At 72.6% G+C, this 23,158-nt stretch carries 23 protein-coding genes; 9 read left to right on the top strand and 14 right to left on the bottom strand.

Annotated elements, in window-relative coordinates; genetic code table 11:
• The 4 genes from DLJ58_RS03225 to DLJ58_RS03210 all read right to left on the bottom strand — a co-directional run.
• On the bottom strand, nucleotides 1-2,197 hold a 2,197-nt coding region (locus DLJ58_RS03225; RefSeq protein WP_124853773.1), incomplete at its 3' end, for a sensor histidine kinase.
• Between the two features lie 124 nt (nucleotides 2,198-2,321).
• Nucleotides 2,322-3,938 carry a prenyltransferase/squalene oxidase repeat-containing protein gene (locus DLJ58_RS03220; RefSeq protein WP_124853772.1) on the bottom strand — a complete coding sequence of 539 codons (1,617 nt, stop codon included), beginning with the start codon at nucleotides 3,936-3,938 and terminating at the stop codon, nucleotides 2,322-2,324.
• Nucleotides 3,931-4,848 carry a terpene synthase family protein gene (locus DLJ58_RS03215; RefSeq protein WP_124853771.1) on the bottom strand — a complete coding sequence of 306 codons (918 nt, stop codon included), beginning with the start codon at nucleotides 4,846-4,848 and terminating at the stop codon, nucleotides 3,931-3,933. Before DLJ58_RS03215 ends, DLJ58_RS03220 begins: the two co-directional genes overlap by 8 nt.
• A complete protein-coding gene (locus DLJ58_RS03210; protein ID WP_208740826.1) occupies nucleotides 4,845-6,182 on the bottom strand; it encodes a cytochrome P450 in 1,338 nt (445 codons plus the stop codon). The genes DLJ58_RS03215 and DLJ58_RS03210 overlap by 4 nt, the downstream gene beginning before the upstream one ends.
• 446 nt (nucleotides 6,183-6,628) lie before the next feature.
• On the opposite strand from DLJ58_RS03210, the gene DLJ58_RS03205 reads away from it, so the two are divergent.
• Nucleotides 6,629-6,877, top strand: a complete 249-nt coding sequence (locus DLJ58_RS03205; RefSeq protein WP_091403743.1) for a DUF2630 family protein — start codon at nucleotides 6,629-6,631, stop codon at nucleotides 6,875-6,877.
• Between the two features lie 43 nt (nucleotides 6,878-6,920).
• On the opposite strand, the gene DLJ58_RS03200 is transcribed toward DLJ58_RS03205, so the two are convergent.
• The 3 genes from DLJ58_RS03200 to DLJ58_RS03190 all read right to left on the bottom strand — a co-directional run bounded on the left by DLJ58_RS03200 (nucleotide 6,921) and on the right by DLJ58_RS03190 (nucleotide 9,607).
• Nucleotides 6,921-7,853, bottom strand: a complete 933-nt coding sequence (locus DLJ58_RS03200; RefSeq protein ID WP_124853769.1) for a serine protein kinase RIO — start codon at nucleotides 7,851-7,853, stop codon at nucleotides 6,921-6,923.
• A gap of 183 nt (nucleotides 7,854-8,036) precedes the next feature.
• Complete coding sequence (locus DLJ58_RS03195; RefSeq protein ID WP_124853768.1) at nucleotides 8,037-8,681, bottom strand: HAD family hydrolase; 645 nt, start codon at nucleotides 8,679-8,681, stop codon at nucleotides 8,037-8,039.
• Between the two features lie 65 nt (nucleotides 8,682-8,746).
• Nucleotides 8,747-9,607 (bottom strand): carbon-nitrogen hydrolase family protein, encoded by an 861-nt coding sequence (locus tag DLJ58_RS03190; RefSeq protein WP_244218763.1) that lies wholly within the window; start codon nucleotides 9,605-9,607, stop codon nucleotides 8,747-8,749.
• 77 nt (nucleotides 9,608-9,684) lie between these two features.
• On the opposite strand from DLJ58_RS03190, the gene DLJ58_RS03185 reads away from it, so the two are divergent.
• The 6 genes from DLJ58_RS03185 to mug all read left to right on the top strand — a co-directional run bounded on the left by DLJ58_RS03185 (nucleotide 9,685) and on the right by mug (nucleotide 13,985).
• Nucleotides 9,685-10,257, top strand: coding sequence for a TetR/AcrR family transcriptional regulator (locus DLJ58_RS03185; protein WP_091403732.1), 573 nt, complete (start codon nucleotides 9,685-9,687; stop codon nucleotides 10,255-10,257).
• An 81-nt stretch (nucleotides 10,258-10,338) separates the two neighbouring features.
• The gene (locus DLJ58_RS03180; RefSeq protein WP_124853766.1) at nucleotides 10,339-11,268 is read left to right on the top strand and encodes a TIGR04222 domain-containing membrane protein; all 930 of its coding nucleotides are present in this window, start codon (nucleotides 10,339-10,341) and stop codon (nucleotides 11,266-11,268) included.
• Nucleotides 11,265-12,083 carry an MbnB/TglH/ChrH family RiPP precursor modification enzyme gene (locus tag DLJ58_RS03175; RefSeq protein WP_124853765.1) on the top strand — a complete coding sequence of 273 codons (819 nt, stop codon included), beginning with the start codon at nucleotides 11,265-11,267 and terminating at the stop codon, nucleotides 12,081-12,083. Before DLJ58_RS03180 ends, DLJ58_RS03175 begins: the two co-directional genes overlap by 4 nt.
• Complete coding sequence (locus tag DLJ58_RS03170; RefSeq protein ID WP_244218762.1) at nucleotides 12,080-12,616, top strand: SCO6045 C-terminal-like domain-containing protein; 537 nt, start codon at nucleotides 12,080-12,082, stop codon at nucleotides 12,614-12,616. Before DLJ58_RS03175 ends, DLJ58_RS03170 begins: the two co-directional genes overlap by 4 nt.
• Complete coding sequence (locus DLJ58_RS03165; protein WP_112639269.1) at nucleotides 12,601-13,362, top strand: SDR family oxidoreductase; 762 nt, start codon at nucleotides 12,601-12,603, stop codon at nucleotides 13,360-13,362. Before DLJ58_RS03170 ends, DLJ58_RS03165 begins: the two co-directional genes overlap by 16 nt.
• A 29-nt stretch (nucleotides 13,363-13,391) precedes the next feature.
• The gene (gene mug / locus DLJ58_RS03160; protein ID WP_244218761.1) at nucleotides 13,392-13,985 is read left to right on the top strand and encodes a G/U mismatch-specific DNA glycosylase; all 594 of its coding nucleotides are present in this window, start codon (nucleotides 13,392-13,394) and stop codon (nucleotides 13,983-13,985) included.
• A gap of 129 nt (nucleotides 13,986-14,114) precedes the next feature.
• Here mug and DLJ58_RS03155 read toward each other — a convergent pair whose 3' ends face one another.
• The 3 genes from DLJ58_RS03155 to DLJ58_RS03145 form a co-directional block, all read right to left on the bottom strand.
• Nucleotides 14,115-16,091 (bottom strand): ABC transporter ATP-binding protein, encoded by a 1,977-nt coding sequence (locus DLJ58_RS03155; protein WP_208740824.1) that lies wholly within the window; start codon nucleotides 16,089-16,091, stop codon nucleotides 14,115-14,117.
• 114 nt (nucleotides 16,092-16,205) lie between these two features.
• Nucleotides 16,206-16,973: an enoyl-CoA hydratase/isomerase family protein gene (locus DLJ58_RS03150; RefSeq protein ID WP_124853763.1), complete on the bottom strand. Its 768-nt coding sequence runs from the start codon at nucleotides 16,971-16,973 to the stop codon at nucleotides 16,206-16,208.
• 46 nt (nucleotides 16,974-17,019) lie between these two features.
• A complete protein-coding gene (locus tag DLJ58_RS03145; protein ID WP_007462679.1) occupies nucleotides 17,020-17,247 on the bottom strand; it encodes a helix-turn-helix domain-containing protein in 228 nt (75 codons plus the stop codon).
• Between the two features lie 216 nt (nucleotides 17,248-17,463).
• Between DLJ58_RS03145 and DLJ58_RS03140 the strand changes: the two genes are divergently transcribed.
• Entirely contained in the window at nucleotides 17,464-18,063 is a 600-nt protein-coding gene (locus DLJ58_RS03140) for a cadmium resistance transporter (RefSeq protein WP_124853762.1), read from the top strand.
• Nucleotides 18,064-18,082: 19 nt separating this feature from the next.
• Here the strand turns inward: DLJ58_RS03140 and DLJ58_RS03135 are convergent, their stop codons facing one another.
• A complete protein-coding gene (locus tag DLJ58_RS03135; RefSeq protein ID WP_124853761.1) occupies nucleotides 18,083-19,687 on the bottom strand; it encodes an ABC-F family ATP-binding cassette domain-containing protein in 1,605 nt (534 codons plus the stop codon).
• 263 nt (nucleotides 19,688-19,950) lie between these two features.
• Here DLJ58_RS03135 and ypfJ point away from each other — a divergent pair, with 263 nt between their 5' ends.
• Nucleotides 19,951-20,877, top strand: a complete 927-nt coding sequence (ypfJ, locus tag DLJ58_RS03130; protein ID WP_124853760.1) for a KPN_02809 family neutral zinc metallopeptidase — start codon at nucleotides 19,951-19,953, stop codon at nucleotides 20,875-20,877.
• 72 nt (nucleotides 20,878-20,949) lie between these two features.
• Here the strand turns inward: ypfJ and DLJ58_RS03125 are convergent, their stop codons facing one another.
• The 3 genes from DLJ58_RS03125 to DLJ58_RS03110 form a co-directional block, all read right to left on the bottom strand.
• A complete protein-coding gene (locus tag DLJ58_RS03125; protein WP_124853759.1) occupies nucleotides 20,950-21,309 on the bottom strand; it encodes a YybH family protein in 360 nt (119 codons plus the stop codon).
• A 268-nt stretch (nucleotides 21,310-21,577) separates the two neighbouring features.
• Nucleotides 21,578-22,225, bottom strand: a complete 648-nt coding sequence (locus tag DLJ58_RS03115) for an acVLRF1 family peptidyl-tRNA hydrolase (protein WP_124853758.1) — start codon at nucleotides 22,223-22,225, stop codon at nucleotides 21,578-21,580.
• A gap of 189 nt (nucleotides 22,226-22,414) precedes the next feature.
• On the bottom strand, nucleotides 22,415-23,047 hold the full coding sequence (locus DLJ58_RS03110) for a LysE family transporter (RefSeq protein ID WP_124853757.1): 633 nt from the start codon (nucleotides 23,045-23,047) through the stop codon (nucleotides 22,415-22,417).
• Nucleotides 23,048-23,158 lie beyond the last annotated feature (111 nt).

Here is a 23,158-nt window from a genome sequence, read left to right as displayed (position 1 = left end):
CGGTCGGGGTTTCCAAGGCTGGCTGAGCCGGCCCGCGACGGGCGCGGGTGGGCAGGTCGGGGGTGCCGGTTGCCGGGGTGGTCCGCTGTCGGGTGGGGAGAACGGTGTCCGCCTCGGCCTCCTCGTCCGTCGTCGGCGCGGCGGTGTCGGCCGGCGTCGGCGCCGCCGAGGTCACCGCCACCTCCGACGCGGTGGTCGTCGGCGCGGCGAGCGCGACCGGTGCGAGGGACACCGGACGGCCGCTGTCCGTGGCGGGTGCCGACGGCATCGGGATGGCCGAGCCGGTCCGGAACGACCCGGAGTCCTCCGGTGAGACGTCGGCTTGGGTGACCAACTCCAGCGGGATCAGCACGACCGCGGTGGTGCCGCCGTACGCGGACTCCTTGAGCCGTACCCGCACGCCGTGGCGTTCGGTCAGCCGGCTCACCACGTAGAGCCCGAGGCGGGCGGCGTTGGCGAGGTTCAGCTCGGACTGGTCGACGATCCGGTGGTTCGCGGCGGCCAGGTCCTCCTCGCTCATGCCGAGGCCCCGGTCCTCGATCTCGATGGCGAACCCGTTGGAGACCAGTTGGCCGCGGACCTCGACGGTCGTGTGTGGCGGGGAGAACGACAGCCCGTTCTCGATCAGCTCGGCGAGCAGGTGGATGACGTCGCCGACCGCGCGGCCGGCGAGCGAGACCGGCCCGAGCGGCAGCACGTTGACACGGGTGTAGTCCTCCACCTCGGCCACGGCGCCGCGCACCACGTCGACCATCGGGACGTTGCGCCGCCAGGCCCGACCGGGGGTGGAGCCGGAGAGCACGATCAGGTTTTCCGCGTTGCGCCGCATCCGGGTGGCCAGGTGGTCGACCCGGAACAGGTCCTCCAGCTCCTCCGCGTCGTGCTCGCGGCGCTCCATCGCGTCCAGCAGGGTGAGCTGGCGGTGGACGAGCGCCTGCGTGCGTCGGGCCAGGCTCAGGAAGACCTCGCGGACGTTGCGACGCAGGTCGGCCTGCTCGACGGCGGTGCGCAACGCGGTCTCCTGGACCGCGTTGAACGCCTTGCCGACCTGGCCGATCTCGTCGGTGCCGAACTCCAGCGGGGGCGCCTCGGTGGCCACGTCGACCTCTTCGCCGCGCCCGAGCCGCTCCACCACCCGGGGCAGCCGCTCGTCGGCGAGCTGCCAGGCGGCCTCGCGCAGCCGGTCCAGCTGGCGCAGCAGGTTCCGCGCGGTGGTGATCGAGACCACGACGGAGGCGATGACGGCGAGGAGGCCCAGACCGGTGGCGAGCACCAGTCGGACGACGACCATCACGGCCACGCCGGTGGCCCGGTCCACGATGCCCTCGCCGCCAGCGGTGACGACGCCGTTCACCTCGGCCAGCACCGGCTCGACAGTGCCCCGCCACTGCTCGGCGCCGACCGGCAGCTGGGTTGACGGCCGGCCCTCGCGGATGATGCTGTCCTGCACGGCACGCAGCCGGGTGAACGCCTCGCCCTCGACGAGCTGCTGGTAACGGCGCTGGTCGGCGTCGGCGAGCCGTACCCGGGTCTCCTCACCGAGGAACCGCTCCGAGCCGACCAGCGCGACGTAGCGGGCGTACTCGGCGCCGCTCATCCGACCGTTGCCGAAGAGGCCGCTGAGCAGCGCGTCCTCCTGGGAGATCAGCTCCTTCATCCGGTTGAGCTGGATCAGGGCCGCCGCCTCGCCGGCGATCTGCTTGTCGTCCAGGCTGCCCGTCACGTCGTAGATCTGGAAGATCGACTCGATCGCGTTGGTGTACGCCTCAGCGGCGGCGATCCGGTCGATCTTGCGGTCCAGCACCTCCGCGCGGGTCTGCTCCAACGCGTTGACCTGGGCGATCGTCATACCGAGCTGGGTGTCCAGTGCGGAACTGCCGGCGACGTCGACCTGCCAGTTGCGCACCGAAGCGGCGAAGTCGGCGGCCAGCTCGGCGGTCTTGCGCTGCTCGGCCTCGAGCGCTGTCCGCTGCGTGGCCTCGGGGTTGCTCAGGTACGCCTGGGTCAACCGCCGCTCCACCTGGAGCTCCTGCAACAGCGGCTCGCTCGGTGTGTAGACCGTGCTGTTGAGCAACTGGACACCGAGCAGGTTGAAGCCGTCGCGCAGGGTCACCCACGCCGCGAACATCCAGAGCGCGACCAGGGAGAGCAGCAGGGCGACAACCTTGGTGCGGATACTCGTACCGCGAGAACGCATTGAACCGTCCCAGGCCGGGCGTTGACTCAGCTCATCAACGAATGATCAGAGGGGGCGACGTCCCACCGCAGCGGGGCATCCGGGGCTGAGGCTCTGCGTACGCTAGCAGTGTCGACACAACCCCTCAAGTTGCTGTTTTTGTTGACCGGTAACCGCAATCCACCACCGATCGGTCCACGCCGGAGGCACGGATGCGGGTCAGTCGGCAGGCGGCGAGCACCGCTGCGCGAACGATGACGGTCGGACAGTACAGCTCCTTGCCGTACCACAGTGGACGGTGCTCCCGGGCGGTGGATTCGTGCAGGTAGGCGTGTCCACGTGCCACGGCCTCGTCGACCCGTGGCACCGTCGTCGGCACCGCCAGCAGCACCTGGAGGGCGTACGCGGTCTCCTCGGCGGTGCCGTCCCACCGCCCCCACGAACCGTCCGCCCGCTGGCTGTTCAACACCCAGCCGGCCGCCCGATCCACCGCCTCGGCGGCGGTCGCACCCCGCCCGAACTCGGCCAGTGCCAGCACGCAGCAGGCGGTGGCGTAGTACGGCGAGGCGTGCCACCGGTCCTGCCAGGCGCCGTCCGCGCGCTGGTGGCCGGCCAGCACCGCACTCAGCCGGTCGACCGCCCGGTGATAGCGCGCCCCCGCGTCCGGATGCCGGGCCACGTGCTGGCCGAAGGCGTCCAGCACGTGGGCGTTGGTGGTGACCGAGAAGCCGTCCTCCCCCGGCCAGGTGCAGAAACCGTCAGCCGTCTCGTACGCCCACAGGCTGGCCGGGTCCGCCGGACGGCCGAGCCGGGCCAACGCGTCGAGGGACACGGCGGTGGTGTCGGCGTCGGTCGGCAGGCCGTCGCCGGTGGCGATTCCTCGGCCGGCGGTGGCAGCGGTCAGGCTCTCCAGGACGGCGGCCGGTGGGTTGATCGTGATCCCGGCCCGGCGCAGGCCGCTCAGCACCCAGGCTCGCTCGAAGACGGTGATCGGTGCCGGGCAGGGCACCGGGCCGCCTCCGTCCCGGATCAACGCCCGCAGGAAGGCGTGCGCGGCGGGGCCGGCGGCCGGGCCGACCGCGGTCAACCAGGCCGCGGTCGCGGCGGGTGAGGCGCCGACCGCGGTGAGCGTGGGGCCCGCGTCGGCGGGTACCGCGTCCAGGATCTCGTAGAAGTGGGCCAGCTTCGGTGGCAGCGTCCTTCCGGCGGCCACCGCGGACCGCACCGCGCGCAGCCGGTCCCGGTTGAGCCCGGTGGGCAGCGGTAGCGGCGGGCGGGGCAGGCGCGCGGCGGTGGCCGGCTCCAGACCGGCGAGGCGGTCGTTGATCGTGTCGACCAGCGCCGGGACGATGAGGTCCAGCGCGGGCGTGTCCGGCAGAGTCCGGGCATCGCTGGGGAGCAGCGTGCCGACGAGCGCGCCGAGCCCACGGGCCACCGGAGCGAGCAGCTCCGTCCCGGCCCTGCCGTCGGCCAGTGCCGCGAGCAGCGCGTCGGTGGCGCTCAGGGTCGGCACCAGTGCGTACCCCTCGGGTGGGCCCCACGCCCCGTCCGGGCGCTGGCTACGCAACAGGAACGCGATCCGCTGGTCGTGCCCGGTCAGCCAGGGAGCGACGGCGACCAGCCGCCCGGTCTCGTACACCGACGCGGCGACCTGCCCCCACGGCCGCAGGCCAAGACCGGCGATCAACTCGCGGGCGGCGTCGACGACCGGGTCGGCGGTGGTCGCCGCGTCGGCGAGCACCCGGGTGGCACCGTCACTCATCGCGCTCGCCCCAGAAGTCCGACAGTTGGTAGAAGCCGCCGGTGAAGGAGATCTGCCGGTTGAGGTAGTCCGCCTGGCGGGGGCACCGCTCGGCGAGGGCGGCCAGGTCTCCCCGGGACCGGGCGGTCAGCTCGGCCAGCCGGTCGTGCACCTGCGCCGGGTCGTCGACCAGCAGCAGGGCGTTCAGGTCACCCCACTCGGCGTCCCGGCCCTGGGTGGCCAGGTCGTTGACCAACCGCAGTACGCGCTGCACGCCACGACCGGCGTCCAGCAGGTCGGTCAACTGGGCGAGGGTCTTCTCGTCGCCGGTGGCGATCCAGTGGGTGACGTTGACGAATGAGCAAGCGAGGTTGTCCGCGTTGTCCAGGTAGCGGTCCAGGTCCGGCAGGCGCCGCCCGGTGGTCGGGTCGGTCGGCAGGTTCTTCCAGTCCCACTCCCGCGCCACGGCGGCGAGCATCCGCGCCAACTCGTCGCGCCAGATCGGGCGCAGCCGGGCGAACGCCGGCACGGTGGCCAGCTCGTCGCGCAGGTCGGCCAGCAGCCGGGCGAGGTGGCGCCCCGGCGGCGGGGCGGCGCCGTCGGCCACCGCAAGGCAGTCGGTGACCACCTTCCGGACGTCGTCGACGGACCGCGCGAGGTAGTCGACCTGCCAGTCGGCGGCGAAGACCCAGAGCAGGGTACGGGTGGTGATCCGCAGCTCCGCGGCGGTGTGCCACGGCGCGGTGAAGGCGATGGCGGTGGCCACCGAGCTGAGCAGCGCCGGGTCGAACGGCGCGGCGTCGAACAGCTCCGGGTGCGCGGCGGTGACATCCTGCAGGTCGCGTACGCCGCGCACGGCGAGCGCGCACACCCGGCCCTGCTCGGCGACCACGTCCTGACCGGCTCGCGCCGGTCGCGGGGTCTCCGTCACGATGCGACCGGACGCTCGACCGGGGTCAGGATGACCTCGGCGCGCTGCTTCGGTTGCAGCGAGGCGCCCATCCGAGGCGTCAGGTCGGCCGGCTCGCGCAGCCGGAAGCGGTAGCGGCTCAGCACGGTGCTGACGATGAGCTGGGCCTCCAGCAGGAACAGGTACTGCCCGAGGCACTGGTGCGGGCCTCCGCCGAACGGGAAGTAGGAGTAGCGGTAGCGCCGCCGGGGCAGCTCCGGCGCGAACCGCTCCGGGTCGAAGAGCGCCGGGTCGTCCCAGAAGGTCGACATCCGCTGGGTCACGTACGGGCTGACCAGTACGGTGCCGCCGGCCTTGATCCGCACCCCGCCCAGCACGTCGTCGCCGACAGCGGTGCGCGGGATCATCCAGCCGGCCGGGTAGAGCCGCAGCATCTCGTCGAGCACCATCCGGCCGTAGCGCAGCTGGGGCAGGTGCTCACGGCCGACCCGTTCGGCGCCGACCACCTGCTCGATCTCGTCGGTCATCCGCTCGGCCACGTCGGGGCGGGACGCCAGCACCGGCCAGAGCCAGGAGAGCAGGGCGATGGTGGTCTCGGTGGCGGTGGAGAACATCGCGACCACGTCGCCGCGGATCGCGTACTCGTCGGGTTCGCTGCCGTCGGCGCGCGGCCGGCAGAGCGTGGAGATGATGTCGTCGCCGTCGGTGGGACGGGCCCGGGCCTCCCGGATGATCGGCAGCACCACCTCGTCGATGGTGCGCACCGCCTCGCGGAAGCGCCGATCGCCGGGCATCGGCACCGCGTACGGCACGGCGGGCATCAGCAGTCGGGGGAGCATCGCGGTGGTGACGGTGTCCAGCGCGGCGCTGATCCGCAGCGCGTCGGGGACCGAGATCCGGTCGGCGAAGAGCACCCGCATGGTGGTGCGCAGGACGATCTGGGTCAGCTCGGCGCCGCCGTCGATGGGGCGCCCGGCGAGGGCCGGTTCGAGCCACTCGTCGACCGCCTCGTTGATCGCCTCGGCCATCTTGTCGACGAGCGTCTCGGCCCGCTTGGCGGTGAACAACGGTTGCAGCGCGCCTCGGCTGGACTCCCAGACTTCACCCTCAGCGACCAGGATGGCGTCACCGACGATCCGACGAACGGGTCGCCAAAGCAACCCGTCGCCGTCGCGGGTGTAGTTGGCAACGTTGTCCCGCAGGACGCGTTGCAGGTGCTCAGGATGGCTGACCAGATAGGGGCGGAACGAGCCGAGGTTGAGCCGGACGACGTCGCCGCCGGCGTCCTGCGCGAAGTCGACGAGCGCGCCCAGCGGATCGCGGACGAGTGCCGGCAGAGCGCGTCGTAACGGGATTGTCCGGGGCTCGGTGCTGACACTGGCGGGGCGCGCCTCGGACACCTGCGACATCGAACCACGTCTCCTCGTCGTCCCGGCGACCGCAGCGGTCCACTTCGGTCGGGCAGGTTGATGAAACTTTCACCTTCTGGGCTGCCCGGAAGCATCTCACCAAACGAGGGGCACCTCCAGACTTGCGGACGGCGCAATTTCCATCTACGTGCACCCACGCTTGTCGATGTTCTCACCACGCTCGATTCCTGAATGGATACTCAGGCACTCCACCAAGCCGGGTGCACCGACGGTCCAGTGCGATGGGAGGAACGAGCGGGTGCCGCCGACCTGGCTGCGGCATCGGCACCGGACGGGCGGCGTCGGGCCGACCGGTGCGGGTCGGTGACCCGGGACGCACCGGTACCCCCGAATCCGGGCGATGCCCGGCACCCTGTGCCAGGCTCTGTGGCATGGACGACAAGACCATCCTGAACCGGATCTCCGAGCTGGTCGACGAGGAACACAAGCTGCGTGCCGACGCCCAGGCCCACGAGTCGGGCACCGAGGGCGAGGCCAGCGAGCGACTGCGCGCCCTGGAGGAGTCCCTCGACCAGTGCTGGGACCTGCTGCGCCGCCGGCGGGCCGCCCGGGAGACCCACGGCGACCCGGACGCCCAGGGCGAACGCCCCAAGCCCGAGGTGGAGCGCTACCTGCAATAGCCGACGTGGCGGGTCGGGCGGTGTGGCGCCCGACCCGCTCGGATCAGCGCAGGCCCGCCTCGTGCAGCAGTTCTCCGGTCAACAGGCCGGGGTCCACCTGCTCGGCGGGGAGACCCCGGGCCGCGAACCAGGCGCCGACCACCCGCACATCGCGGGCCAGGAACTCCGGCCCCTGTGGGTTCGCCACCACGTCGACCACCTGCGGCAGGTCGATCACGACCAGCCGACCCTGGTGCACGAGCAGGTTGTACGGCGACAGGTCGCCGTGCGCATAGCCGGCCCGAGCCAGCACCCGCAGCGCCTCCACCAGTTGGGCCCACAGGTCACGCAGCTCCGTCGGACCGGGTCGCAACTGGGCCAGCCGGGGTGCCGCCTCCCCCGACTCGGCGTCACCGACGAACTCCAGCATCAGCTCGGTGCCCCGCAACTGCACCGGGTACGGCACGGCGATCCGGTCGTGCCCGGCGCCGATCTCCCAGAGCCGGCTGAGCGCGGCGAACTCGGCCGCCGCCCACTGCCCGGCGATCATCTGCCGGCCAAACGCCGTCCGGCCGGCCATCGCCCGGTTCTCCCGGGACCGGCGCACCCGACGGCCCTCCAGGTAGCCGGCATCGCGGTGGAACAACCGGTGCTCAGGATCGCGGTAGCGTTTCACCGCGAGCAGGCAGGACCGGTCGGTGTCCGGCACGGCGCGACGGACCAGGTGGACGTCCGCCTCCTTGCCGGTCTTCAACACACCCAGCTCGGTGTCCTTGGCGGCCAACTCGGTGACCAGCCAGGCGGGGTGCGGGTGTGGCCCGTGCACGGCGTCGTCCCAGGACGACCAGCGCTCGCCGGTGTCCGGGTCGGGCTCGCTGTCCGGGTCTGCGAGCGGCTCGGTGGGCCGCTCGCGCTTCAGAAACTGCGGTTCGTCGTCGTCGAAGCGGCTCTTGCCGCGGCTTCGGCGCTCGAGCGCCGGAAGGTCATGATCGCGCACTGTGGTGAGGTTCCCTTGGTCGAGGCTGAGATAGGCAGCTGGAAGCGACCTGCAAAGACGGCCATGACCGACCCCCTATCCTCGACCGGGCACACGCCCGGGATGCACCATGCGCCGACAATGCTCGTACCACCACGTCGGCCGGTCAACCGAATTACCGAGCCGCCGACGGCGCGGAAGCCCTCAGCGGGCCAGGACGGTGGCGACGGCGGCGATCAACCCGTCCACCGTGCGGCTCGGCGCGAACCGGACGTCCGACCAGGTGCGCCCTCGGTGCAGCCAGACGCTGGGCAGCCCGACGGCGGCGGCTCCGCCGATGTCCGCCTCCGGGCTGTCACCGATCACCCACGCCCCCCGCAGCGGCATCCGGACCCGCTGGGCGGCGAGCGCGAAGATTCTCGGGTTGGGCTTGCTGACGCCGGCCTCCTCGGAGATCACCCAGTCCGCGACGTACTGGTCCAGCCCGGTCTGGCGAATCTTGGCGTCCTCGACGCGTACGGTGCCGTTGCAGACCACCACCGGCACCCAGCCGGCGTCGTCGGCGATCCGCAGCGCGCAGGCGGTCAGCGGGTCGAGCCGGGTCTGCGCCACCACCCCGTCGTGCAGCTCCTCGACCAGGTCGATCGAGGGAATGCGCAGCTCGTAGCGGTCCCGGATGGCGTCGGCGAGGTCCCAGCGGTCGGTGAGACCGTCGGCGTCGATCGAGATCAGCCAGTCGATGTCGGTGGGGGGCGCGCCGATGCTGTCCAGGAAGCGCTCACCCCAGCGGCGGAACGGCCCGGCCCGATCCAGCAGGGTGTTGTCCAGGTCCAGCAGGAGCAGTGGCACTCGGGCACCCTACGGGACCGACGTGTCCGCCAACAGATGCGGCGGGTATCGAGCTGACGAAGGGCTCAGCCAGGCATCGACAGCCGCGTGCCGCCCTGGTCCGGCAGCCGATCGACGAGCATCGAGTGGGCCGCCCGGGTGGCCGCGAGCACGGCGGGATCCAGCGTCGCCACCAGCACCGCCGTGCCGTCGTCTGCCCCGCGAGCCAGCACCCGCCCCTCGGGGTCGTAGATGGCCGCACCGCCGTTGAACCGCCACGGGTCGACGCCGCCGACCGCGTTGGCGAAGACCACGAACATCGTGTTGTCCAGGGCACGCGCGGCGTAGTACAGATCCCGGCGGTGCTCGGAGCCGGCCAGGTATCCGCTGGGGCACAGGTAGGCGTGTGCGCCGTCGAGGGCGGCGGCCCGGCCGTGCTCGGGGAAACAGCCGTCGTAGCAGATGCCCAGCCCGAGCCGCCAGTCGTCGACGAGCAGCGTGGCACCCCGATCGCCGGGGGTGAACAGCTCCCGTTCGTCGCCCCACAACTGCTGCTTGTCGTACCCGACCCGCACCTCGCCGGTCCGGTCCACCACCAGCGCCGCGATGGTCCGCCGACCGTCCGGGTGCCGAACGGCCGCGCCGACCAGCGCGGTGACGCCGGCCTCGCGCGCCGCCGCCCGCAGCGGTTCGAGCCGGGGATCCGCGACCATCCCGGCCGGATCGGCCGCGACGTCCGTGCCGGCCGGGTCGGCGGCGAGGACCGGCGGGTGGTACGCGCAGAGGAACAGCTCGGGCAGGACGGCCACCCGGGCACCCCGCTCGCCGGCTCGGCGGACCAGGTCGGCGGCCATGACCGCGTTGCCGGCGACGTCGCCCGGCGTGGGGGTGGCCTGGACGGTGGCCACAGTCAGCGGGGAGTTTGGCAGGGTGCGGGGCTGGGTCACCGGCCGATGGTAATCGGCGACGTCCCAAGCCGTACGTACGGTTTGCATGCCCCGGGGTGACCTGCAACGATCGACGTGTGCCCAGAGTAAGCCAGGACCAGCTCGACGCTCGCCGGCAGGAGATCCTCGCCGCGGCCCGGGCGTGTTTCGCCCGGCTCGGCTACGAGGGGGCAACCGTACGCCGCCTCGAGGAGGCAACCGGCCTGTCCCGTGGCGCGATCTTCCACCACTTCCGCGACAAGGACTCGCTCTTCCTCGCCGTCGCCGAGGACGACGCCGCGGCGATGGTCGAGACGGTGGCCCGCAACGGTCTGGTGCAGGTGATGCGCGATCTGCTCGCCCGCGCCGTCTCCCCCGACACCACCGGCTGGCTGGGCAGCCAACTGGAGGTCTCCCGGCGGCTGCGCACCGACCCGGCGTTCGCCCGACGGTGGGCGGAGCGGTCCGCCGCCATCGCGGAGGCGACCCGGGACCGGCTGGCCCGCCAGCGCGACGCCGGGGTGCTGCGCGAGGACGTACCGATCGACGTGCTGGCCCAGTTCCTGGAGCTGGCCTACGACGGCCTGGTGCTGCACCTGGCCATGGGCCGACCGGCCGGTGACCTGGGCCCGGTGCTCGACCTCGTCGAGGAGGCGGTCCGCCGCCACTGACCGCGCGCACACCGGTCGGACGCCCCTGGCGGGGCTGCTCCACAATGGGGCCGCCGATCCCTCCGGTGACAGGAGCAGCCGATGAACGTCCACGCCGCGTCCGGCGACACCTGGGGCATCTCCGGCCCGACATTCCTCCGGTACTACATCGCGGCGGCCGTCCTGGTGGTGGCGATCGTGGCGTACCACCGGATCCGTCTCGCGGCCGGGTCGAGCGCCGCCATGACCGCCGATCCCCTCGGACCACAGCAGGTCGCGTACCTCAACGGTGGCCCTCAGCTCGCGGTGCACGCGGCGCTGGGCGGGCTGCGCGGCAGCGGCGCGGTCGGCGTACGACCGGACCGTCGGCTGACCACCGTCGGTGCCGCACCGACCGGGCTCACTCCCCTGGACCAGGCCATCCACTGGGCCGCCCACCAGCACTCGCGGGTCCGGGATCTGCCACAGGACGAGCGCGTACGCGTCGCGCTGCACCAGATCCGCAACGGCCTGGAGCAGCGCGGGCTGCTGACCAACGACGCGCAGCGCGCGCGGGCCCGCTTCTGGGCCACGCTCCTGATCGCCCTGCTGGGTCTCGGTGTGCTCCGGTTGGTCTCCGGCCTGTTCAGCGGCCGCCCGGTCGGCTACCTGCTGCTGACCCTGGTCACGCTCCTGATCGTCACGCTGGTGCTGCGTCGGGTCCCGGTGCTCACCCGGGCCGGTCGGGCCGCTCTGCGCTCCGTCCGCCGCCAGCACACCCACCTCGCCCCCGCCTCCGCGCCGGCCTACGCCACCTACGGAGCGGCCGGCGCGGCGATGGGCGTGGCCCTGTACGGCACCGCCTCGCTCTGGGCGCTCGACCCGGGCTTCGCCGAGCAGGCCGAGATCCAGCGCCAGGCCGCTGCCGGCAGCGGCTGGTCCGGAGGGTCCGACGGATCCTCGGGCGGTGGTGACAGCTCCGGCTCGGACGGCGGCAGCTCCTGCGGCGGTGGAGGCGGCGGGTGCGGGGGCGGCGGCGGGTGCGGCGGATGACCGGCCCGTCCGGGGTCGGCATCGGCTGGCGTCCGGAGATCGCCGGCTTCGTGGCCGAACTGCCCGGCCTGCGCTTCGTCGAGGTGGTGGCCGAGGGGGTGCCCGCCTCCGGGCCGCTCCCGCCCGGTCTGACGCAGCTACGGGACCGCGCGGTGACCGTCGTACCGCACGGGGTGCGGCTCTCCCTCGGCGGCGCCGAGCCGGTCGACCCCGCCCGGGTCGCCCACCTGGCCGCGGTGGCGCAACGCCTGGACGCCCCGCTGGTCAGCGAGCACATCGCGTTCGTCCGGGCCGGCGGCCTGGAGGCCGGCCACCTGCTGCCGCTGCCGCGCAGCAGGGAAGCAGTCGACGCGGTCTGCGCCAACGTGGCCCGGGCACAGGCCGAGCTTCCGGTGCCGATCGCGCTGGAGCCGATCGCCGCGTTGCTCGACTGGCCCGACGACGAGTTGACCGAGGCGGACTTCCTCACCGAGATCCTCGACCGGACCGGGGCACTGCTGCTGCTGGACGTGGCCAACGTGCACGCCAACGCCCGCAACCGGGGCGCCGACCCGCTGGCGTTGCTGGACCGCCTGCCGCTGGAGCGGGTCGCGTACGCCCACGTGGCCGGCGGCGCGGAGCACGGCGGTCTCTACCACGACACCCACACCGACCCGGTGCCGACGGCGGTGCTGGAGCTGGTCGGCGCGCTCTGCGCCCGGCGGCGACCGCCGGCGCTGCTGCTGGAGCGCGACGGCCACTATCCGCCGGCCGCCGAACTCCGCGCCGAACTGGACGCCCTGGCCTCCGCCGCGGGCTTCCCGGCCGTGACATGACGGGCGCAGGCTCCGCGCCGACGCCCCGCGCCGGCCTGGCCGAGCGGCAGGCCGAACTGGTCGCGGCGCTGGTCGCCGGGGGTGAGCCGCCGACGGGCTTCGCGCCGGGACCGCTGGCCGCCACCCGCGCGGCCCTGCTGCGCAAGCGGGCCGGCGAGGTGGCCCGGCACTGGCCACTGCTCGCCGCGGGCCTTGGCGCCAGGTGGTCGACCACCTTCACCGACTGGGCCGCTGGACGACCCACCGCCGGATCGCTGCGCGACGGTTGGGACCTGGCCCGGGCGCTGCACGACCGGCACGCGCTCCCCCCGGCGGCCGCCGAGGAGTTGGCCGTCCGGGAGGCACGCCTGCGCTACGACGGGGTTCGGGCGCCGCGTCCGCGCCGGGTGCCGGCGGTGGGCCGCGCCGGCGGCGCCGTCGCGGTGCAGATCGCCGGCCGGGTACGCCTGCTGCGCCCCGCCCCACGGGTGTCCACCCGTGCTGGCGACGGAGTACCGGATGCGGCAGGATCGGAGTTATGGATCTCGGACTGACCGACCGCGTGTACGTCCTCACCGGCGCCTCCCGCGGCCTGGGTTACGCGACAGCGCAGTGCCTGGTCGCCGACGGTGCACGGGTGGTGCTCTCGGCCCGGGACCCGGACGCGGTGGCCGCCGCCGCACAGCAGCTGGGTGGCCCGGAGCATGCCGTCGGACTGACCGCCGACCTGGCCGACCCGGAGACCCCGGGGCAGCTCGTCGCCGCCGCGCAGGAGCATTTCGGCCGGCTCGACGGCGCGCTGATCTCGGTCGGTGGGCCACCGCCGGGCAACGCCGCAGCGGTCACCGACGAGCAGTGGCGGCTCTCCTTCGAGACCGTCTTCCTGGGCACCATCCGCGCCGTCCGCACGGTCGCCAACGCCCTGCCCGAGGGCGGCGCGATCGGGCTGGTGCTCTCCACCTCGGCGCGTGGCCCGGTGCCCGGTCTCGGCATCTCCAACGGTCTGCGGCCCGGCCTGGTCGGGGCGGCCAAGGACATCGCCGACGACTACGGCCCGCGGGGGGTCCGGGTGGTCGGCCTGTTGCCCGGCCGGATCATGACCGATCGCAACCGGGAGCTGTTCGGAGCGACCGGCGACCCGGAGCGGGCCCGCGCCGAGGCGGAGGCCGGCATCCCGCTGCGCCGCGTCGGCGACCCGGCCGAGTTCGGCCGGGTGGCCGCGTTCGTGCTCTCTCCCGCCGCGAGCTACCTCACCGGGATCACTCTGCCGGTCGACGGCGGCGCGCTACGCGGGCTGTGACCCCCGACGGAGCCCGACCCGCGCGTGCCGTGACGCCGCCCCTGACGACCCGGCCGACCCGAGCGGACCTGGCGGCGGCTGCGGACCGGACCATCCCCGACGTGCTCGCGCCGGGGCTGGCGGTGCTCTTCGTCGGCATCAACCCGGGCCTGTGGTCGGCGGCGACGGGCTGGCACTTCGCTCGACCCGGCAACCGGTTCTGGCCCGCCCTGCACCAGGGCGGGTTCACCCCCCGGCTGCTGCACCCCAGCGAACAGGACGAACTGCCCGCGCTCGGGCTCGGCATCACCAACATGGCCGCCCGGGCCAGCGCCCGCGCGGACGAACTGAGCACCGGGGAACTCCTCGACGGCGCGGCGATCCTGACCGACAAGGTGGCCCGGTACCGGCCGCGCTGGGTGGCCGTGGTGGGGGTGACCGCGTACCGGATCGGCTTTCAGCGGCCGAAGGCCACCTTCGGGCCGCAGCCGGAGCCGCTGGCCGGCGCCCGGCTGTGGGTGCTGCCCAACCCCAGCGGCCTGAACGCGCACTTCACCCCGGTCACCCTGGGCCTGGCGTTCGCCGAGTTGCGAACGGCGACCGACCTGCCGGACCGTCGGGCCGCCGGACCACCCGACCAATGATCGACTCGGTTTCAAGGAAGTCGGGCGGCCGCGGCGACTCAGATGCCCCGACTTCCAGGAATCCGAGTTGATCAACGCGCGGGGCTCGCGGGAGTGTGGGCGACGGACGCGACCCGTGATTGCTCGCCGTCAGTTGGCGGCGGCGGGCGGCAGCACCTCGTCGGCGCGGTAGGTGCCCAGCGGCATGACCACCGGCTCGGGGCCGGTCGCGTCGACGAACGGGGTGGGCGAGTCGGCGACCGCGAACTGGGTGCGGTACAGCTCGGCGTAGAGCCCACCGACCGCGACCAACTCCTCGTGCCGCCCCCGCTCCACGATCCGCCCACCGTCGAGGACCAGGATCTGGTCGGCGTCGCGCACGGTGGAGAGCCGGTGCGCGATCACCAGGGCGGTACGCCCGGCCAGCGCCACCGACAGCGCACGCTGCACCGCCGCCTCGCTCTCCGAATCCAGGTGGGCGGTCGCCTCGTCGAGGATCACGATCGACGGGGCCTTGAGCAGCAGCCGCGCGATCGCGATGCGTTGCTTCTCGCCGCCGGAGAACCGGTAGCCGCGCTCCCCCACTGTGGTGTCCAGACCGTCGGGGAGCGACCGGACCAGATCGGCCACCTGCGCGCCGGCCAGGGCGGCCCAGATCTCGTCGTCGGTGGCGTCCGGTTTGGCGTAGCGAAGATTCTCGGCGATCGTCTCGTGGAACAGGTGCGAATCCTGAGTGACCACACCGATCTCGTCGCGCAGGGAGGCGAGCGTCGCGTCGCGCACGTCCACCCCGCCGACGAGCACCTGCCCGTCGCTGACGTCGTAGATCCGGGAGATGAGCATCGACAGTGTCGACTTGCCCGCCCCGGACGGGCCGACCAGCGCGACCATCTGCCCCGGCTCGACGCTGAACGAGACCCCCTTGAGCACCGGCTCGTTGACGGTCCGGTCGAGCGTGGCGACCTCCTCCAGGGAGGCGAGGGAGATCTCGGCAGCGCTCGGGTAGCGGAAACGCACGTCGCGGAAGTCGACCCGGCCGGCGCCCAGGGGCACCGGCACCGCGTCGGGCTTCTCCACGATGCCCGGCTCGAGGTCGAGCACCTCGAAGACCCGGTCGAAGGAGACCAGCGCGCTCATCACGTCCACCCGGACGTTGGAGAGTGCCGTGAGCGGCCCGTACAGGCGGGTGAGCAGCAGCGCGAGCGTCACCACGGTGCCGGCGCTGACGCCGCCGGTGACCGCGAGCCAGCCGCCGAGACCGTAGGTCAGCGCCTGCGCCAGTGAGGCGACCAGCAGCATCGCCACGAAGAACGTGCGGGAGTACATCGCGGACTGGATGCCGATGTCGCGGACCCGCTCGGCCCGGTCGGCGAACCTGCGGGCCTCGATCTCGGGCTGGCCGAAGAGCTTCACCAGCAGCGCGCCGGCCACCCCGAACCGCTCGGTCATGGTCGCGTTCATCTTGGCGTCGAGGTTGTACGCCTCGCGGGTGATGTCCGCCAGCCGTCGACCGACCCGGCGGGCCGGAATGATGAAGATCGGCAGCAGCACCAGTGAGAGCGCGGTGATCTGCCAGGAGAGGGTGAACATCACCGCCGCGGTGAGCACCAACTGGATGACGTTGCTGACCACACCGGACAGGGTGGAGGTGAACGCCCGCTGGGCGCCGAGCACGTCGTTGTTGAGCCTGCTGACCAGGGCGCCGGTCTGGGTACGGGTGAAGAACTGCAACGGCATCCGCTGCACGTGGTCGTAGACCCGGGTGCGCAGGTTGAAGATGATGCCCTCGCCGATGCGGGCGGAATACCACCGTTGGGCCAGCGACAGCAGCGCGTCGGCGACCGCCAGCGCGGCGATGAACAGGGCCAGCCGCACCACGAGCCGGCCGGCCTCGGTGCCGCCCCGGTTGATCGCGTTGATCACGTCACCGGCGAGCACCGGAGTGGCCACGCCGATGATGGCGGCCAGCACCACGGTGGCCAGGAAGACGATGATGTCGCGCCGGTAGGGTTGGGCGAAGGCGACGATGCGGCCGGCCACCCCGCGCTTGAGTCGGTGGGTGGAGACCTCGTCGCGGTTGCGCATCGACCGGAGCATGCTCCACCCGGCCATGCCACCGCCGGACATCGGGTTGGACATCGCTCACCTCCGGGTTGCCGGGCAGACCGCACCGTCAGGCCAATTCTCCCGACGAGTGTGACAACCTCGGTCGTAACCCGGATCTTCCCGTGCGGTCCTTACCTATTCTCCCCTGCCGGCGAGGTCACGCAGCCGACGGGTCTGCGCCTCCCGCTCGGCGCGCTGCTGGTCGGCGTGCGACCGCCCGCCGGCACCGGCGAGCAACGCCTTGATCTCCACCACCGCGTCGCGGGCTCCGGAGAGCAGGCCTGCGGTCAGGTCCCGCACCGCGCCGTCCAGCTCGGCCGGGGGCACGACCAGGGTGGCCAGCCCGATCCGGTCCGCCTCGGCGGCGTCCAACCGGCGGCCGGTCGCACAGATCTCCAACGCCCGCGAATATCCGACCAACTCGACGAGGCGTTTCGTGCCGGCCAGGTCGGGCACCAGGCCGAGGGTCACCTCGGCCATCGACAGCTTCGCGTCCGTGGACAGCACTCGCAGGTCGCAGGCGAGCGCGAGCTGGAAGCCGGCACCGATCGCGTGGCCCTGTACGGCCGCGACGGAGACGACATCCGGCCGGTGCAGCCAGGTGAAACCGGCCTGGAACTCCGCGATGCGCTCGGCGCACTCCTGCTCGGGCAACGTGGCCAGCTCAGCGAAGGACCCCGGGCCGGAGGCGCCCGCCACCGCGAGATCGAGGCCGGCCGAGAACGCGCGACCCTCGCCGCGGACCACCACCACCCGCACGTCGCCGGGCAGGTCGCGGGAGAAGTCGCTCATCGCCTGCCACATCGCGGGCGTCTGGGCATTGAGCACGTCGGGCCGGCACAACGTCACCGTGGCGACCGGCCCGTCGCAAGTCAGCCGAACCCCGGTCGCCTCGGCGGTCACCGGACGTCCCGGGGCGCGGCGCTGGTGGACGACGCTGAGGGGCGGGTCACGCCTTCTTGCGGCGTCGGGCGCCACCGCGCTGACGCAGCTGCACGCCGGACTCGGTGAGCACTCGGTGGATGAACCCGTAGGAACGGCCGGTCGAGGCCGCCAACGCGCGGATGCTCTCCCCCGAGGTGTACCGCTTTACCAGGTCCTTGGCGAGCGTCTGACGCTCGGCTCCGACGATCCGGCGACCCTTCTCAGTGCTGGTGGCTGTGCCAGTGGCTGCCATGCTGTGTCCTCACGTCCCAGACTGTGCGGTTCGGATACGGTCCCACCTATTAGACCGCCTCGAACGATCATGCGCCAGATATCAACTCTTCGCCAACCGACACGCTATGCAATGTCAGCTTCCCGATAGAGTGATCCTGGCGATCCGGCCCGCCGCGGCGTCCGGGCGTACCACCGCCGGGAGCTGGCGGCTGCCGGCGGCCCGTAGCCTTCGGTCGTGATCGACCTGTTGAGCACCGCCGGCGCGGCGGCCGTGGTCTTCGCCGCCACCGACATCGACGACATCGTCATCCTGACGCTGTTCTTCGTCGCGGCCCGCACCACCGGCCGACCCCACACCTGGGAGATTGTCGCCGGGCAATACCTCGGTATCGGCGCGCTCGCGTTGGCCAGCGCGGTGATCGCGGGTGGACTCCTGGTGGTGCCCGACCCGTGGACGGGGCTGCTCGGCCTGCTGCCGATCGCGCTCGGCGTACGCGCGCTGCGGAGTTCGGGCGACGACGAGGCACCGGCGGTCGTCACCGGAGCGCTCGGCGTGGCCGGGGTGACGATCGCGAACGGCGCCGATAACGTCGCGGTCTACGTACCGGTGTTCCGGGCCCTCGGTGTGGCCGACAGCGCGGTGTTCCTGCTGGTCTTCGTGCTGCTGATCGCGCTCTGGTGCGTGGCCGGGGCCTGGCTGGGCGGGCACCGGAGAGTGGTGCGGCTGGTCGAGCGCGCCGGCGCCTGGCTGGTGCCGACGATCTTCATCGCCATCGGGCTGGTGATCCTGGTCAGCTCCGGCGTGCTCGGCCGACTGGTCGACCTGCTCGGCTGAACCGGCCGAGCAGCCTCGGTCAGGCCAGCTCGACCAGTTCGAGCAGGTCGTCGCTCCACGCGTCCTCGTCGCCGTCGGGCAGCAGGATGGCCCGGTCCGGCTTGAGCGCCAGCACCGCACCCGGGTCGTGGGTGACCAGGACGATCGCACCCGGGTAGTTGGCGATGGCGTCGAGCACCTGCTCCCGGCTGACCGGGTCGAGGTTGTTTGTCGGCTCGTCGAGCAACAGGACGTTGGCACCGGAACAGACCAGAGTGGACAGGGCCAGTCGGGTCTTCTCGCCGCCGGAGAGCACGCCGGCCGGCTTGTTCACGTCGTCACCGGAGAACAGGAACGCGCCAAGGATCTTGCGCAGGTCGGTGTCGGACTGCTCGACGGCGGCGGCGCGCATGTTCTCCAGCACCGTCCGCTCCACGTCCAGCGTCTCGTGCTCCTGGGCGTAGTAGCCCAGCCGCAGGCCGTGCCCCGCGTGCACCTCGCCGGTGTCCGGGCTGAGCAGCCCGCCGAGCATCCGCAGCAGGGTCGTCTTGCCGGCGCCGTTGAGCCCGAGGATGGCCACCCGGGAGCCCCGGTCCACCGCCACGTTGACGTCGGTGAAGATTTCCAGCGAGCCGTACGACTTGGACAGCCCGGTCGCCGTGAGCGGGGTCTTGCCGCACGGCGCGGGGCTGGGGAAACGCACCTTGGCCACCCGGTCGGAGACCCGCACCTCCTCCAGGCCGGAGATCAGCTTCTCGGCGCGGCGGGCCATGTTCTGCGCGGCCACGGTCTTGGTGGCCTTCGCCCGCATCTTGTCGGCCTGCGCCATCAACGCGCCGGCCTTCTTCTCCGCGTTGGCCCGCTCCCGGCGGCGGCGTCGCTCGTCGGTCTCGCGCGCCTCCAGGTACGCCTTCCAACCCAGGTTGTACACGTCGATGACCGACCGGGTGGCGTCGAGGAACCAGACCTTGTTGACCACCGACTCCAGCAGCGCGCCGTCGTGGGAGATCACGATCAGGCCGCCCTTGTGGTTGGCGAGGAAGCCCCGCAACCAGGTGATCGAGTCGGCGTCGAGGTGGTTGGTGGGCTCGTCGAGCAGCAGGATGCCGCCGCCGTTCTCGCCCGCGTCGCGGAACAGGATCCGGGCCAGCTCGATGCGGCGACGCTGACCACCGGAGAGGGTGCCGATGGTCTGCGCGAGTGCCCGGTCCGGTAGGCCGAGGTTGGCGCAGATCCGCGCGGCCTCAGCCTCGGCCGCGTACCCGCCGAGGGCGGCGAACTGGTCCTCCAGCGCGCCGTACCGACGGACCAGCTTGTCGGTGGCGTCCTCGGCGAGGCGGGCCTCGACCTCCTGCATCTGCGCCATCAGCACGTCCAGCCCGCGGGCGGAGAGCACCCGGTCGCGGCCGGTGACCTCCAGGTCACCCGTGCGCGGGTCCTGTGGCAGGTAGCCGATGGCGCTGCGCTGGTCGATCTGGCCGCCGTACGGCTGCCCCTCCCCGGCGAGCACCTTCAGCGTGGTGGTCTTGCCGGCGCCGTTGCGACCGACCAGGCCGATCCGATCACCGGGCTGCACGCGCAGCGTGGTGTCGGACAGCAGGATCCGGGAACCGGCACGCAGTTCCAGGCCGGTGGCAGTGATCATGTTCGCGGGCTCGCTCTCGGGGTTGGAAGGCTGACTCGGGGCACGCGAAACGGCCGGCGGGCTCAAGGGGCCCGACGGCGCGGGGCGGTTCAGCCTTCGCAGCGCAGCACCTGACAAGTGTACCGGGCGCCGCAGAACGGCCCGCCCGGATTACCGATCAAGATCATCGGGTATCGGAACGCCTGTCCGGACCCCGTCCGGCACTTGATGGACGAAACGACACACAAACGACACTTACCGGCATACGGCGATCGGGGTCACGCATGGAACTCAACGAGCGGGCCGAGCTCGACACCTCCCAGGCCAACGACCTGGGCCGGGGCGGCGGCGGGTCGGGCGGCGGCTTCGGCATCCCCATCCCCGGCGGCGGCGGCCGGGGCGGCATCATCGGAATCGTGGTGGCCGTGCTCGTCGCCCTGCTCGGCGGCGGGTTCGGTCTCAACGCCATGACCAACGGCGACGAGGGCGGCGGTCAGGCCGGCGGCACCGACCTGGAGCAGTTGTGCTCCCGCGACAACCCCGACCGTCTCGACGACGCGCGCTGCCGGAACCTGCTCTACGTCAACAGCATCCAGGACTACTGGAAGAAGGCGTACCCCGAACTGGGCAGGAGCGACTACGAGGTCACCACCACGAACTTCTTCCAGGCGGCTGTGAACACCGGCTGCGGGCAGGCCGACTCGGGTGTCGGCCCGTTCTACTGCCCCGCGGACCGGAAGGTGTACATCGACCTGAGCTTCTACGACGAGCTGGCCTCCCGGTTCGGCGCCAAGGGTGAGTTCGCCCAGCCGTACGTGCTCGCCCACGAGTACGGCCACCACGTCCAGAACCTGCTCGGCACCAACGCGAAGGCCGGCCAGGGCGACCAGAGCGGGCCTCGCTCCGCCTCCGTGCGGTTGGAACTCCAGGCCGACTGCTACGCCGGCGCCTGGGCCAGGAACGCCACCGAGAGCAAGGACAAGACCGGCCAGCAGCCGCTGTTCAAGTCGATCACCGAGGCCGACATCAGCCAGGCCATCGACGCCGCCGAGGCGATCGGCGACGACAGCATCCAGGAGCGCTCCGGCGGGCGGGTCAACCCCGACCAGTTCACCCACGGCACGTCCGAGCAGCGCAAGCGCTGGTTCAACCAGGGCTACGACCGCGGGGACCCGAAGACCTGCGACACCTTCGGCACCGACCAGCTCTGACATCCGCTCCGAGATCGTGGCAGGCCCCTCGGCGGGCCTGCCACGATCGTCATTCCTGCCGAAGCTCCCGGATCAGGGCAGCCGCGAGACCTGGTAGTGGCCGATGAGCCAGTCGTCGTCGACCCGCCGCAGGAGCACGCCGAGGTTGACGGTCAGGGCCGGCCGGTCGGTGAAGCCGAACTCCACCTCCAGGTAGCCGAGGATCACGTCGTCGGCGAGACGGCGGATCTCCCGGATGTCGTACGCGGCGGTAAGGCCGAGCGGCTGTCCGGCGTAGTACGCGGCGACACCGGCAGGCCCGACCGTGTACGGCTGCAACCCCTGAAAGATCGCGTCGTCGGTGAAGCACGCCGCGACCCGATCGGGCTCGTGGGCGTCGACAGCCGATTTCCACCGGTCGAGGACGGTACGCAGAATCTGAGCGTCGGACATGATGATCTCCCTGCTGGACGGACGTGCCCCGTTGCGTGCCTGTCGAGCTGCCCCAGGTGCGAGACGACCCCTCCAGGCTCAGCGAGGCGGCTGACCCGGGTCGTTCGGGTGCGGCGTCAACGGCGTCACGGTCTCGCGCCGCCAGGCGCGCAGCGGCATCGACGCGCTCCACGCGCCCATCCTCCGGCGGCCAGCCGGGCAGCACGCCGCGAACCCCGTTTTGCGTGGCGATCGTCTCCCCGCCGAACGCCGCCAGTGAAGGCCCAGGTCAGTCCGGGTCGCGCACCAGGATCCGTACCGCCCGGGCCGCACCCACCGCCGCGACCAGCACCGCGTGCCGGGGCTCTGGCACGTCGAGCAGCCGCTCCGCCCGCAACGGCACGAGCGGGGCCAACCGCCGGTCGGCGAGCACCCCGTCCACCGCCCGCCGGTCACCGCCGCAGACCAGCGCGGCGAGCGTCGCCACCTCCGGCAACAGCAGCCGTACGGCCAGGTCCGCCGCGTCACCCAACGCAGCCTTCGCCTGGTTGTCGCGCCGGCGGGCGAACCGGTGCTGCGACCATCCCCCCGCAGCGGTGCGCCCCTGCACGTACCGGGTGTCCACCTTGGAGACGACGAGGTCGGCGCCCTCGGCCACCCCGAGCGCCACCGCGCCCTTGCGGGCCAGCAGCAGGCCGATCCGGCGGGGCATGACGGCGGAGGCCACGAACCCGGCCACATCCACGCCGGCCGGCGCACCCGGTGGGGCGTACAGCTCAGCGGTTGCTCCGTCCGGGGCGGCGAGCAGTAGGCCGTACTCCTGGGCGCTGGTGGTGGGCGGGCCGTGCCGGTCGGAGAAGCCCTCGACCCAACGGCCGACGCGGGCCGGGTCGACCTCGACCCACCGGCCTCCGCCGGCTGCGGGTCGACTGGTCATCGCCCGACCGTACGGCACAGCGACCCCACCCGGGCCCCCGGGCGGCCCCGGGCCCGGCCCGGAACACCAGGCGACACCGCCGACCCGGCGCGGTCCGGCGCCGGGTCGGGTGGCTCAGCCGTCAGACGGTTGCCGTGACCGTTCACCCCGGCAGTGCGCGGCCACTCACCCTGGCAGTAGCGCGGCCACTCACCCTGGCAGTAGCGCGGCCACCGCCAGCGCGGCGATCAGCGCGCTGGAGACCAGGCCGGTGACCAGCCGCCCCCGCGGCCCGGTCAACGCCCTGCCGACCACAGTGCCACCGCCGGCGATGACCAATTGCCAACTCGCCGATGCCAGGAACACCCCGGCCACGAAGAGCGCCGCCGGGACCACGCCCGAATCGGCCGTGTCCCGGCGGCCGAGCACCAGCGCGGCGAAGTAGAGCACCGTCATCGGGTTCAGCAGGGTCAACCCGAGCAGCGCCGCGTAGGCCCGCCCCGGAGTGCTCATGCCCCCGCCGTCGCGTGCCGTCGGCCGCCGCTGCGAGCGGTGCGCGGACCACGTCCGCCACAGGCCGTGCCCGGCAAGACCCAGCAGGACCACGGCGGCGACCACCCGCAGTGGCCCGGCGACCGGCGCGATGATTCCGGCCAGGCCGGCGCCGCCGAGCACGGCCACCACCGCGTAGAGCCCGTCGGCCGTCGCCACCGCGAGCGCTGCGGCCGCACCCACCCGAAACGAGGTACGGGCGCTGAGCCCCAGAATGAGAATCGCGATCGCGCCGACGGGAATGGCGACGCCGTAGCCGGCCACGAGACCGGCGAGGAACGCCCCGGTCATGGACGTCGGTGGCGGGTCGAGGTTCGTCCCCGAAGCGCCCGCTGTCGACGCACGGCGGTGGCCGCACGGACAGGAACCTGCTTCGGGTACGCCTCAATCACAAACGCATCC

Source organism: Micromonospora arida, from assembly GCF_003857035.1.
GTDB classification, from domain to species: domain Bacteria; phylum Actinomycetota; class Actinomycetes; order Mycobacteriales; family Micromonosporaceae; genus Micromonospora; species Micromonospora arida.
This window is presented reverse-complemented; position numbering and strand designations above follow the sequence as displayed.